Source organism: Janthinobacterium sp. GMG1 (assembly GCF_034427795.1).
Classification (GTDB): Bacteria; Pseudomonadota; Gammaproteobacteria; order Burkholderiales; family Burkholderiaceae_D; genus Janthinobacterium.
In genome coordinates this window covers 401,986-415,311 of record NZ_JAXQNT010000001.1, presented here as the reverse complement: position 1 = coordinate 415,311, position 13,326 = coordinate 401,986, and the positions used below count along the sequence as shown (strand labels likewise).

Below are 13,326 nucleotides of genomic sequence, written 5' to 3'. Positions count from 1 at the left end.
AAGCCCTACCGCCGGCCAACCTTGTTTATAATCGCCCTACACTAAAGGACTTCTTTCATGACTGATCAATTCTCCAAAAAGGGCGAAGCCTGGTCGGCCCGGTTTTCCGAACCGGTCTCGGACCTCGTCAAGCGCTACACAGCTTCTGTATTTTTTGACAAGCGCCTGGCGCTGTTCGACATCGAAGGTTCGCTGGCCCATGCGGAAATGCTGCATGCGCAAGCCATCATCAGCCCAGCCGACTACGCGGAAATCCAGCGCGGCATGGCGCAAATCTCGCAGGAAATCGCCGCCGGCCAGTTCGAATGGCTGCTGGACCTGGAAGATGTCCACCTGAATATTGAAAAGCGCCTGACCGAACTGGTAGGCGATGCCGGCAAGCGCCTGCACACGGGCCGTTCGCGCAACGACCAGGTGGCAACCGACATCCGCCTGTACGTGCGTTCCGCCATCGACGACATCACCGCCCTGCTGGCGACGTTCCGCAGCGCGCTGACGGACCTGGCCGAGCAGCATGCCGACACCATCATGCCCGGCTTTACGCACATGCAGGTGGCCCAGCCGATCACCTTCGGCCACCACATGCTGGCGTATGTCGAAATGTTCGGCCGCGACGCCGAGCGCATGGCCGACTGCCGCAAGCGCGTCAACCGCCTGCCGCTGGGCGCCGCCGCCCTGGCCGGCACCACCTTCCCCATCGACCGCCTGCGCGTGGCAAAAACGCTGGGCTTTGACGACGTCTGCCACAACTCGCTTGACGCCGTCTCGGACCGCGATTTCGCCATCGAATTTTGCGCCGCCTCCGCCGTGCTGATGATGCACGTGTCGCGCATGGCCGAAGAACTGGTGATCTGGATGAGCCCACGCATCGGCTTCATCGACATCGCCGACCGCTTCTGCACCGGCTCGTCGATCATGCCGCAAAAGAAAAACCCGGACGTGCCTGAACTGGCGCGTGGCAAGACGGGCCGCGTCTACGGCCACCTGACCGGCCTGTTGACCCTGATGAAAGGCCAGCCGCTGGCCTACAACAAGGACAACCAGGAAGACAAGGAACCGCTGTTCGACACCGTCGACACCGTTATCGACACCCTGCGCATCTTCGCCGACATGGCTGGCGGCATTACGGTGAAACCGGAAGCCATGCGCGCAGCAGCCCTGCAGGGCTACGCCACGGCGACCGACCTGGCCGACTACCTGGTCAAGAAGGGCTTGCCGTTCCGCGACGCCCATGAAGCGGTGGCCCTGGCCGTGCGCGCCTGCGTCGACGCCGGCTGCGACCTGGCCGACCTGTCGCTGGAACAGTTGCGCGCGTTTTCCCCGTTGACGGACGAAGACGTGTTTGCCGTGCTGACACTGGAAGGCTCCGTCGCCGCGCGCGACCACGTGGGCGGCACCGCGCCACGCCAAGTCCGCGCCGCAATCGCCCGCGTGCGCACGCAGCTGGAAAAATAAACGGCACCTGCGCCTCCGGACGCCCCGCTGCATCGCTGCAGCGGGGCGTTTTTCATTGGGCGACGATTTTCGACAGCACGGAAAAGGCGGCCCCCGTCTGCGATGCTTCCAGCAGCAAGGTCAGCTCCGTGTAGGTGCAGATAATGTTGATCAGGTTGATGCGTTCCCAGGCCAGGCGCTTGAGGATGGCGTGATACACGCCTGGCGTGTAGCAGGTTTCGGGTGCCAGGTGCAGGGTCACGGCCGTCACGCGCTCGAGGCGCGCAAGTTCCTGCTCGCCGCCAAAAACCTCGTCCACCAGCGCATGCAGACTGCGGCTGCAGATCACCATCACCTCGTTGACGCCACGCGTGACCGTGATGAAGGTGCCCCGCTGGGGCGCGGCCAGCGCCAGCAACTGGCGCTGGCAGTCATAGGTCTGGTCGGAATAGCGGTAGGTAAAAATCATCAATTCACTGCGCGTGGACAGCTCTCCCGCCCGGTGCGCCAGCACGATCTCGCCGCTTTTCTGCTGCGGCATCCGTTCCGCCAGACGGCGCAGGGCCATCACCACGGCAGCCTGCCCCACCGGTTTCCATAGGTCGCTCTGCAATTGCGGCTGCAGCTGGCGCGCCAGTTCCGACAAGTTCAGCAAGCCCCGGCCCAATCCCTCGCTGAGAAAGGCCGATTCCATCACGATCTGTTCCACTTTGGTCGCTATCGAAAGCATAGTTCGTCGGGCCGGGGATTCCGGTGCACGCACCAGGAGCCGGCAACCCTTCCTGAAAAAAGGATGCACTGCGCCAGCGGCCGCGCCGGGCGGCGCGGTCGGACTCGCGGAAAAGAACCCCCTCGCGGGGGAAGAGCCGGTTGGCGGCGGCTAGGAAGGCGGATGCAGCATGAATGCCGCTCCAGAGGGGAAATGGCTGAAACCAACAGCAGAAAACAGAACTGACGTCATGTGAAACTCCCGATTTTTTTTCCCGATGCGCTGTATCTGGACGCGGTCATTGCCGCGTGCGCTTTTTTTGTCTTCGCGTGGTCCGCTGGGGGCTACGCGAAGACCTAGTGTAGATCGCAACATTTAGAAAATGCAACAGTGTTTTTCCAACAGAGCGCGCCATTAGGGGAAGTAGTCCAAAACAAAAGTTGCAGCTTGTGGTAGATCAAACTTTGCGCTCATGCAGCGCCGATAAATGTTCAATTCTTAACAAAAATTCGCCTGGTGACCCATTTCTTGAATTTTTTGACATGGCGATCTCGACAAGTTTAGTGTCCCCCTACCCGGTGTCATGCCACCACAAAACGGCAGGCTATCCGCCTGCCAGGCACGCCGGGGTGGCCATCAGGCATCGCGGCCAGCTCATTCACCATTTCCTTAACCGATACCATGGAGCAGAAATGAATTTACGTTTGACGATAGTTGCCGCATCCATCGCCGCCCTGCCGCTGATGGCCACCACGGCGGACGCCGCCACGCCGCTGCCACAGACCCTGATGGCTGCCCCGGTGACCCTGGCCTCTCCACAAGAGAACGCCGGCCTGGTCAACAAGCTGGCCGCACAGGCACGCAGCCGCGGCTTGAATACCGAGCATGGCTTTGCCGTCGGCGCCCAGCATCCGGGCGTCAGCGGCACGCGCGTGAGCCGCGTACAGCACACCTACAAGGGCTTGCCCGTCTTCGGTTCCGAGACGGTCGTGGTCAGCAACAACGCCGGCGACATCGTCAGCGAATCCGTGTCGGACCGCGCTTCCGGCCTCGGTAGCGGCGGCGTCAATTCCGTCACCCGCAGCGCCACCACCGATATCGACACCACGCCGGCCGTCAGCGCCGCCGCCGCCATCGCCGCCGCCGTGAAAAGCATCGGCGTGCAGGCCGTCGACCACGTGCCGCCGCATGCGCAACTGCTGATCTACCCCGTGATGAAAACGGTGCGCGTGGCCGGCGCCGAGAACAAGTCGGAAGCGGCGCTGAACGCGCTCGACGTGCAGGATGTGGTCGACCACTACGAGCTGGCCTACCTGGTGCAAACGCGCATGATCAGCGGTAACAAGCCGGTCTACTACGACACCATCGTCAGCGCCAAGGATGGCCGCATCCTGCGTCAATGGAAAGCCCTGAAAACCGTGGCCGGCATCGGCAACAGCCAGTACAACGGCCAGGTACCGCTGAACACGACGCTCACGGGCAGCACCTACACCATGAAAGACCCGAGCCGCGGCACGGGCGGCAGCTTCGGCGGCATGGCCATCACGAATGCCAACCACGGCACCAGTTCGGGCAGCGTGTACAGCAGCACCAGCAACACCTGGGGCGACGGCCAGCAATACATCAACGGCGGCAGCACCACCAACGCCAACGGCCAGACGGCGGCCGTGAACGCGATGTGGGGCCTGATGAACACCTACGACACGCACAAGAATGTGCTGGGCTGGTCCAGCCTGGACGGCAACAACACGGCCACCCACATCGCCGCCCACGTCAACACGGCCTACGACAACGCCTATTACGACAGCAGCTGCAAGTGCATGTACATCGGCGACGGCGGCAGCTCGTTCAACAACCTCGGTTCCATCGACGTGATCGGCCACGAAATGGGTCACGGCATCACGGACGCCACCTCGGGCCTGATCTACTCGCAAGAGTCGGGCGGCTTGAATGAATCGAGCTCGGACATCGCCGGTGAAATGGTGGAAGCGTATGCGCGCGCCGGTGGCACAGGCACCAGCATCCCCAACACGGGCAACGATTGGATGACCGGCAAGGAAATCGCCAAGAATGGCCAGCCGCTGCGTTGGCTGTACAAGCCAAGCAAGGATGGCAGCAGCCCGAATGCATGGAGCAGCACCATCAAGAACCTCGACGTCCACTACAGCAGCGGCCCGAACAACCGCATGTTCTACTTCCTGTCGCAAGGTTCGAACTCCACGTCCAGCAGCGACTACTACAGCTCCTACCTGAACAAAAGCCCGCTGGCCATGACCGGTATCGGCAGCGACAAGGCTTACCGCATCTGGTTCAAGGCCGCCACCACCAAGTTCACCTCGTCGACCAACTACGCCGACGCGCGCAACAAGGTGCTGCTGGCAGCCGAGGAGCTGTATGGCGTGGGCAGCGCCGAAGCGACCGCCGTCAAGCGCGCGTACGCGGCCATCAACGTGGGCGCCGACGTCGATGAATCGACCACGGGTGGCGCGGTGACCATCACCAGCCAGCCGGCCAGCATCACCGTCGCACCGGGCGCCACAGCTTCGTTCGTCGTGGGTGCGGGCGGCGGTACGGCACCGTACACCTACAAGTGGTTCCGCAACGGCGCCGTGATCAGCGGCGCCACGTCGCCTGCCTACAGCTTCACGACCGTAGCGGCCGACAGCGGTGCCGTGTTCAAGGCCACGGTGACGGATTCCTCGTCGCCTGCCGTGACGGCCACGTCGAACAACGCCACGCTGACGGTGGGCACGAGCAGCGCCACCGAACGCGTGACGAACGGCGGCTTCGAGTCCGGCGCCACGGGCTGGAGCGGCACCACGGGCGCCATCGGCACCTTCACGGGCCAAACCGCATACGAAGGTACGAAGTACGCCTGGCTGGGCGGCAATGGCGCCACGGCCAGCGAATCGATGATGCAAAGCGTGGCCATTCCGGCTGCCGCCACTTCGGCCAGCTTGACCTTCGCGCTGCATATCGACACAGCTGAAACGGGCAATACCGTGTACGACAAGCTGGTCGTCACCGTGAAGAACAGCGCCGGTACGGTGCTGGGCACCCTGGCCTCGTACTCGAACGTGAACAAGGCGGCCGGCTACCAGATCCGCACGTTTGACCTGATCGCCTACAAGGGCCAGACCGTGCAGATCTCGTTTGCCGCGACCGAGGACGCATCGCTGCAAACCTCGTTCGTGATCGACAAGGTCAGCCTGGTTACCCAGTAAGCGGCTGAACATGCGGGCAAGCCATCGATGCAAGGCTTGCTCGCACAGCACGATTGATTTCCTGGCAATTTCAGTCTACCCTGAGGCAGTGATTGCATCTTGCCTGCTGCCGGTACCCGCGACGAATTGAACTTTTTTTGGATTGTTCCTGACCGATGCCTACTTCGACCTTGTCCGCACGCGCATTCCCCTTTTCACATCACCCCATTTTCACGCCCCAGGCCCTCGTCATGTTCGCCTGACGCGGTCATGCAGTTCCACCTCCAGGTGCAGGGCCCGGCGGGCAGCCAGGCGCTGGCCATCGACGCCGCCAGCGAGGCCGAAGCGATCCGCGCGGCCGTGCGCGGCGGCTGGCGCGTGCTGGCCGTGGACGACAGCAGCAGCGGGGAAGGCAGCGCGCCGGCGCGACCGGGCAAACAGGGCCTGCCCCTGCTGCAATTCAGCCAGGAGCTGCTGGCCCTGCTCGAAGCGGGCCTGAACCTGGGCGAGGCCATGGCGACCCTGCACAACAAGGAAACGCGCCCAGGCGCCAAGGCCACCCTGGCCGCCATCGTCCTCACCCTGCAGCAAGGGCAAAGCTTTTCCGACACCCTGGCCGGTTTCCCCGACATCTTCCCCGACATTTACATCGCCACCGTGCATGCGGCCGAACGCTCGGGCAACCTGCCCGAGGCGCTGGCGCGCTTCGTCGGCTACCAGCTGCAATTCGACGCCATCCGTAAAAAACTCATTTCCGCCGCCATCTACCCGTGCATGCTGCTCGTCGTCGGCGGCCTGGTGACGCTGTTCCTGCTCGGCTACGTGGTACCCAAATTCAGCGTCGTCTACGAAAGTTCGGGGCGCGACATCCCGTGGATGTCGCAAATGCTGCTGGGCTTTGGCCAGACCCTGGCCGCGCATCCGCTGCTGTGCGCCAGCGCGCTGGCCGCCGTGGTGGCCGCCGTAGTCTTTGGCATCGCCAATGCCGGTGCGCGCCAGGCCCTCGTCCTGCGCCTGCTGCGCCTGCCCGTGCTGGCGGACAAGGCAGCGGAATTTCGCCTGGCCCGCTTCTACCGTGCCCTCAGCCTGCTGCTGCATGCGGGCATCCCGCTGCACAAGGCGCTGGCCATGGTCGCGCCCATGCTGCTGCCGGCGCAGCAGGAGCAGCTGGCGCAGGCGCGCCGCGCGGTACAGGAAGGCATGCCGTTTTCCACCGCGCTGGAACACGCCGGCATGGCCACGCCGGTGGCGCAATCGCTGCTGAAAGTGGGCGAGAACACGGGCCGCCTGGGCGACATGCTGGAACGCTCGGCCAAGTTCCATGACGAGGAATTCGCCCGCTGGGTGGACTGGGCGTCGCGCCTGCTCGAACCGCTCTTGATGACCATCATCGGCGTGGTGATTGGCGGCGTGGTAGTGCTGATGTACATGCCGATCTTTGAACTGGCCGGGAGCTTATCGTGAGAGTCATGACATGAACGCACGCGACGAAGAACGGGCCGTGCTCGATGCGGCCATGCTGCGCCGGGCCCACGCCAGCGCACTGGAACAGGGCCGCCCGCAGATGGCCGTGCTGCAGGAAACGGCAGCCCTGCCGCCCGAAGTCTTCTTGCGCCAGCTGGCCGCCCTGTTCCGCTACCCGGCCTGGACGATGGCCGAACTGCAGGCCGCCTTGCCCGCCTTTGCCCTGCTGCCCTACACGGATTGCGCCCAGCGCGACTGCGTGCTGCTGCAGCCGGGCGTTCCCGGCGCGCCGCCCGTGCTCGTCATCGGCAACCCGTTTGCCGAAGACTTGCTGCAATGGGCCGACTTCGCCCTGTCCACGCCCTTCACGGTGGCGCTGGCGCACCCGGACGACCTTGCCGCCTATCTGCTGCAGCAGGAAAGCGTGCAACAGGCGATGCAGGAAATGCAGCACGGTGATGATGTGCCGGGCCTCGACCAGAGCATCGAGGACATTTCATTGATCCGCATCAGCGAGGACAGCAGCCCGGTGGTCAAACTGGTGAACTCCACCATCTACGATGCCCTGAAATTCCAGGCCAGCGACATCCACCTCGAATGCGACGTGGCCAGCCTGGTCATCAAGTACCGCGTCGACGGCGTGCTGGTGCAGGCAGGCCAGGTGCAGGGACTGGCGATGGCCGAACAGATCATCTCGCGCATCAAGGTGATGGCCGACCTCGACATCGCCGAGCGCCGCATCCCGCAGGATGGCCGCTTCAAGGTGCGCGTGAAAGGGGCAGAGATCGACTTTCGCGTTTCCATCATGCCCAATATCTTTGGCGAAGACGCCGTGCTGCGCCTGCTGGACCGGCGCGCGCTGACGGAGGCGGCGCAGGCGCTGCGCCTGGAAAGCCTGGGCCTGAACGAGGACGCCATCGAGCAGATCCGCCGCCTGGCCGCCAAGCCGCACGGCATGCTGCTGGTGACGGGGCCCACGGGTTCCGGCAAGACCACCACCCTGTACGCGGCCATCACGGAAATCAATACGGGGCGCGACAAGATCGTCACCATCGAAGACCCTGTCGAATACCGCTTGCCGCGCGTGCTGCAGATCCCCGTCAACGAAAAAAAGGGACTGACCTTCGCGCGCGGCCTGCGCTCCATCCTGCGCCACGATCCTGACAAGATCATGATCGGCGAAATCCGCGATGACGAAACGGCGCAGATCGCCGTGCAGGCGGCGCTCACGGGCCACCTGGTATTTACCACCGTGCACGCGAACAACGTCTTCGACGTGGTGGGGCGCTTCCTGCACATGGGTGTCGATGCCTACAGCTTTGCGGCGGCCCTGAACGGCATCGTGGCGCAGCGCCTGCTGCGTCTCAATTGCGCCCATTGCGCCATCGACGCCAGCGCCGAGGTGCTGGCCGATGCGCAGCAGCTGCGCGACAGCGGCCTGGCCCTGCACCAGGTACAGGACTGGCAATTCATGGCCGGCAAAGGCTGCGGCCATTGCCGCGGCACCGGTTACAAGGGCCGCAAGGCCGTCGCCGAAGTGCTGATGCTCAGCGACGCGATGCGCGAAATGATCTGCACGCGGGCGCCCCTGAGCCAGATGAAGGAAGAAGCGGCGCGCAACGGCTTTCGCCTGGCGCGCGAAGCGGGCCTGGACCTGGTGCGGCGCGGCGAAACCACTTTAGCGGAGCTCAATCGTGTCACTTATTGAACGTATTACCCGCGCCACCCTGTGCCTGCACCTGGCGCCGCACGGATTGCACGGCGTGCAGCGCCGCGCCGGCCGTCCCGTGGCAGACAGCGCATTCCATTTGCCGATCCTGAACCCCGACGCCAGCTGGGAAGTGGCGCTGGCCGCCCTGCGTGGCTGGCTCGAACAGCACAATGAAAAAAAACTGCCGTTGGCCATCAGCCTGGCCAGCCGCTGGTGCGCCATGCTGATGGTGCCGTGGAGCGGCGCCCTGCTCGACCGAACCAGCGCGCAGCGCTTCCTGCATAGCCAGTTCGCTGCCGTCTACGGCGATGGCGCGCGCGCCTGGCACCTGGCTGCCGACGACGCGCCCTACGGCAAGCCGCGCCTGGCCTGCGGCATCGATGCGGCCTTGCTGCAAGGCGTGCAGGATGCGGCGGCCGCGCATGGCCGGCGCTGCCTGTCCATCGAACCCATCGTCGGACCGGCCTGGCGCAGCATCGCCGGCGGCAAGCCTGCCGCCTTCGCCCTGGTGGAAGCGGGACGGCTGCTGCTGGCGACGACGGGCGGCGGGCGCATCACGGCCCTGCACAGCCAATCCTGCGGCGCTGCCTGGGGCGACGAACTGGATCGGGCATGGCGGCGCTGGAACTTGCGCGCGCCGCAACTGGACGCCATCGAACACGTGGCGCTGCTCGACCTGAGCGGCGTGCCGCAGGACGAGTTGCCGGCGCGCTTTCAGCCCCTCCCCGTGGCCGGCGCCGCCCACCTGATGCGGGAGGCCGCATGGGCCTGAGCCGCCTGGAATTGCTGGCGCCCGGCACGGTGCAGACCTTCAAGGGCTGGCGCCTGGCCCTGTGCCTGGCGGGCGGCTTGATGCTGCTGCCGGCCGCCGTGTACTGGCTGGTGCAGGCACAGGAAACGCGGCGCCTGGAAGCGCAACTGGCGCAGCTGCAACCCGCGCGTCCCGTGCGCACGCCCCTCTCGGCAAGCCAGCAACGCGAACGCGACCTCGAACTGAAACAGGTGGCCGCCGCCGTGCGCCAGCTCAACCTGCCCGTCACGCGCCTGGTCAGGACGGTGCAGGCGCCGCGCGACGTGCGCGTGGCCTTGCTGGGACTGGACTTGAACGCGCAGCAGGGACAGGATGGCGCCAGCGTCCTGAAAATCGCCGCCGAGGCGGAAACACCGCAGGACATGCTCAACTACCTGGCCTTCCTGAACCAGCAGCCCATGTTCAGCTCCGTGTATCTGCTCAAACACGAGATGAATGCGAACGCCCCCGAACACCCTTACCGTTTTCAGCTGGAGGCGCAATGGCGGCAATAAAACCCGTATTCAAAGCCGGCACGCCCGTGGCCCGCGCGCGCCTGCAGCTGCGCATGCCCCCGCGCCTGGCGTGGGAGGCTTCGCGTCTGTGGCGCACCCTGGGCTGGCCTTGCGCCCTCGGCGCCGCCGGCCTGGCGCTGACCGCTTTCGCCGTGCAGCAGGGCGATGCGCTGGCCCGACACCAGCAGCAATTGCGCGCCCAGCTGGCCATAATGGCGAAACAGGCGGCGCTGCCGCCGGCACCCATCACGCTCGATGCGGATGCCGACAGCCTGGCCGCCTTTCACGCCTACCTGCCCGCGCATGACAGCATTCCCGACCAATTGAAGGCCTTGCTGGAAGTGGCGCAAAAAAGCGGCGTCACCCTGGCCAAGGCCGACTACAAGCCGCAGGAAGACGGCAACACGGCCTTCCTGCGCTACCAGATCACCCTGCCCGTCAAGGCCGAATACGCGCAGCTGCAAACCTTTATCGTCGATGCCCTGCAGGCGCTGCCCACCCTGACCTTGGACTCCGTGCTTTTCAAGCGCGAGCAGATCGAGGCGGGCGAGATCGACGCGCGCATCCAGTTCATCCTGCTGGTAAAAAAGGCGGAGGTGCGCAGATGAAAAAAGCCGTATTGGGAGGCGCCGCCGTGGCGACCTTGCTTGCCGCCCTCTTCGCGCCCGAGGATGAAGGCAGCATCGTGGGACCGGCCACGGCCACCACGCGCCAGGTGGAGCGGGTGGCGCCAGCCCCCCTCGCTGCAGCCACCGTTCCACCAACCAATCGCGCACTGGCCATCGAACCGCGCCGGGCGCTGGAAGACGAGGAAGCGGCCACCCTGTTCGCCAAGCAAAGCTGGCAGCCAGAGACCCCGAAAAAGATCATGCTCGACCAGCAGGCGGCCCAGGCCGCGCTGCCCGTTGCCCGCGTGGATGCGAACACGCCGCCACCGCTGCCCTTTCAATTCCTGGGCCGCTTTGTCGACGAAGGCAAGGCGGCCTACTTCCTGCAGGCGGGCGAACGCAACGTGGTGGCGCGTCCCGGCGATACGCTCGAAGAGCGCTACCGCTTCGACGGCGTGGTGCAGGGTTCTCTGCAATTTACCTATCTGCCGCTCAACCTGAAACAGACACTCGCCGTAGGGGATCTCAATTGAAACAACGCATACCACGTACTGGCATCACCCTGCTGCCGATGCTGTTCCTGCTGGCCGCCTGCGCCGGCAACCAGGCGTATAACGATGGCCAGGCCATGCTCGGTGCGGGCCGCACGGAACAGGGCCTGGCCCTGCTGGAACAGGCGGCGCAGGCCGAGCCGACCAACGCCAAGTACCGTATCGCCGTCACAAATGGCAGGATGCGCGCGCTGAACAAGCTGAATGGCGCTGCGGAAGCGCTGCGCCAGCAAGGCAAGCTGCCCGAAGCGCAAGCGCTGTACCAGCAGGCCTTGGCGCTGGATGCCAGCAACGACGTGGCACAGCGGGGCCTGGCCGGCGTGGCACAGGATGAACGGCACCGCAAGCTGGTGCAGGAAGCGCAGACCAGCTACCAGCGCGGCGGCGAGGCGAATATCGCGCAAGCGCAGGAAGCGTTGCGCCAGGTGCTGCAGGAGCGCCCCGCACAGCGCGAGGCGCTGGCCCTGAAAAACCGCATCGGCGAGGCGCAATCCAAAAGCCTGCCGGCCGGCGGCAAACTGGCGGCCGCCTACCGCAAACCCGTGACCCTCGAATTTCGCGACGCGCCGCTGCGTTCCGTGTTCGACTTCATCAGCAAAGTCTCGGGCCTGAACTTCGTCTTCGACAAGGAAGTCGACCCGGCCCTGCGCGCCACCATTTCCGTGCGCGACACCAGCATCGAAGAGGCGATTGCCATGCTGCTGGGCGCCAACCAGCTGGAACAAAGCGTCACCAGCGACAAGTCGATCACGATTTACCCGAACACGCCGCAAAAGGTGAAGGATTACCAGCAACTGGTGGTGCGCACCTTCTTTCTCGCCAATGCGGACGTCAAGACCGTGGCGTTTTCCATCAAGACCCTGCTCAAGGCCAAGGATGTCGTCACGGATGAACGCCTGGGCATCATCATGCTGCGCGATACGCCGGAAATGGTGCGCATGGCCGAGCGCATCATCAATGTGCAAGACCTGGCCGATCCGGAAGTGATGCTGGAAGTCGAGGTGCTGGAAGTCAAGCGCACGCGCCTGATGGAACTGGGCGTGCGCTGGCCGGACCAGGCCAGCCTGACACTGGCCGGTGCTGCAGGTATTACGGGAGGCCTGGGCGGCCTGAAGGTGGCGGACCTGCACCGCATCAATGGCGACAATATCAATCTGGGCATCGGCGGCGTCACCCTGAACGCCAACAAGACGGACAGCGACAGCAATATCCTGGCCAACCCGCGCATCCGCGTACGCAACAAGGAAAAAGCCAAGATCCTGATCGGCGACCGCGTGCCCGTCATTACCGTGACGACGAATAACGGCGTCAGTTCCGACAGTGTCAACTACATCGATGTGGGCTTGAAACTCGACGTGGAACCGAACGTCTACCTGGACGACGAAGTGGCCATCAAGATCAACCTGGAAGTGTCGAACGTCGTCAAGGAAGTCATCAGCAAGACGGGCACGCAGGCTTACCAGATCGGCACGCGCAGCGCCTCCACGGTCCTGCGCCTGAAGGATGGCGAGACGCAGGTGCTGGCGGGCCTGATCAGCGATGAAGACCGGGGCACGGCCAACAAGGTGCCTGGCGTGGGCGAACTGCCCGTGCTGAACCGCCTGTTCGGCAGCCAGAAGGACGACGCCATGCGCAGCGAGATCGTGCTGTCGATCACACCGCGCCTGCTGCGCAGCATACGCCGTCCGGACCTGACGACAGCCGAATTCAACTCCGGCACCGAGGCCTCCGTGGGCGGCCGCGCCAGCGTGGGCGGCTCCCCAGAGGCTATCGCCGCGCCGGAGCAAGCCCCGGCGCGCACCGGCTCGCCCATGACGGGCGGCGACGAGGCTCCCGCCGCCGGCGACAAGGCCACTGTCAAGGGTGGCCAGTGAAAGAGCGGGGCTTTACCTTCATCGAACTGATGACCACCCTGGCCATCATGGCGACCCTGGCCACGGTAGCCGTGCCGATGGCGCAGGTGGCGCAGCAACGGGCGAAGGAACAGCAATTGCGCAGCGCCCTGATCGAGATGCGCGAGGCGATCGATACCTACAAGCGCGCCTCGGACAATGGCCGCATCAAACTGTCGCTGGGCGCTTCCGGCTATCCGAAAAAACTTGAGGAACTGGTCGAGGGCGTGCCCGACCAGCGCAGCCCGTCCAAGCAGAACATCTATTTCCTTCGCCGCCTGCCGCGCGACCCGTTCCAGCCCAGGGAAGAAGGCAGCGCGGCCGATAGCTGGAGCAAGCGCGCCTATGCCTCGCCGCCCGACAATCCCAGCGAAGGCGAAGACGTGTTCGACGTCGCCTCGCGCTCGACCAAGGTGGGCCTGAACGGCATGCCGCTCAATCAATGGTGA

General features: G+C 64.7%; 11 protein-coding genes. 10 read left to right on the top strand and 1 reads right to left on the bottom strand.

The genetic code is table 11. The features are described from left to right. The first annotated feature begins 57 nt into the window (after positions 1-57). Positions 58-1,455 (top strand): argininosuccinate lyase, encoded by a 1,398-nt coding sequence (gene argH / locus SJI03_RS01960; RefSeq protein WP_099376466.1) that lies wholly within the window; start codon positions 58-60, stop codon positions 1,453-1,455. 52 nt (positions 1,456-1,507) lie between these two features. Here the strand turns inward: argH and SJI03_RS01955 are convergent, their stop codons facing one another. After that, the gene (locus tag SJI03_RS01955; protein WP_322426425.1) at positions 1,508-2,128 is read right to left on the bottom strand and encodes a hypothetical protein; all 621 of its coding nucleotides are present in this window, start codon (positions 2,126-2,128) and stop codon (positions 1,508-1,510) included. 707 nt (positions 2,129-2,835) lie between these two features. Here SJI03_RS01955 and SJI03_RS01950 point away from each other — a divergent pair. From SJI03_RS01950 to SJI03_RS01910, 9 genes are all read left to right on the top strand, one after another. Then, the gene (locus SJI03_RS01950; protein ID WP_322426083.1) at positions 2,836-5,367 is read left to right on the top strand and encodes a M4 family metallopeptidase; all 2,532 of its coding nucleotides are present in this window, start codon (positions 2,836-2,838) and stop codon (positions 5,365-5,367) included. 249 nt (positions 5,368-5,616) lie between these two features. After that, positions 5,617-6,810 (top strand): type II secretion system F family protein, encoded by a 1,194-nt coding sequence (locus tag SJI03_RS01945; protein WP_099376464.1) that lies wholly within the window; start codon positions 5,617-5,619, stop codon positions 6,808-6,810. Between the two features lie 10 nt (positions 6,811-6,820). Next, positions 6,821-8,518, top strand: coding sequence for a GspE/PulE family protein (locus SJI03_RS01940; RefSeq protein ID WP_322426082.1), 1,698 nt, complete (start codon positions 6,821-6,823; stop codon positions 8,516-8,518). Then, entirely contained in the window at positions 8,505-9,293 is a 789-nt protein-coding gene (locus SJI03_RS01935) for a hypothetical protein (RefSeq protein WP_322426081.1), read from the top strand. The genes SJI03_RS01940 and SJI03_RS01935 overlap by 14 nt, the downstream gene beginning before the upstream one ends. Then, the gene (locus SJI03_RS01930) at positions 9,284-9,826 is read left to right on the top strand and encodes a hypothetical protein (RefSeq protein ID WP_099401660.1); all 543 of its coding nucleotides are present in this window, start codon (positions 9,284-9,286) and stop codon (positions 9,824-9,826) included. Before SJI03_RS01935 ends, SJI03_RS01930 begins: the two co-directional genes overlap by 10 nt. Then, on the top strand, positions 9,814-10,434 hold the full coding sequence (gene pilO / locus SJI03_RS01925) for a type 4a pilus biogenesis protein PilO (RefSeq protein WP_322426080.1): 621 nt from the start codon (positions 9,814-9,816) through the stop codon (positions 10,432-10,434). The genes SJI03_RS01930 and pilO overlap by 13 nt, the downstream gene beginning before the upstream one ends. After that, positions 10,431-10,967, top strand: a complete 537-nt coding sequence (locus SJI03_RS01920) for a hypothetical protein (RefSeq protein WP_322426079.1) — start codon at positions 10,431-10,433, stop codon at positions 10,965-10,967. The genes pilO and SJI03_RS01920 overlap by 4 nt, the downstream gene beginning before the upstream one ends. Continuing rightward, positions 10,964-12,859, top strand: coding sequence for a secretin and TonB N-terminal domain-containing protein (locus SJI03_RS01915; protein ID WP_322426078.1), 1,896 nt, complete (start codon positions 10,964-10,966; stop codon positions 12,857-12,859). Before SJI03_RS01920 ends, SJI03_RS01915 begins: the two co-directional genes overlap by 4 nt. Next, positions 12,856-13,326, top strand: a complete 471-nt coding sequence (locus SJI03_RS01910; protein WP_322426077.1) for a type II secretion system protein — start codon at positions 12,856-12,858, stop codon at positions 13,324-13,326. Before SJI03_RS01915 ends, SJI03_RS01910 begins: the two co-directional genes overlap by 4 nt.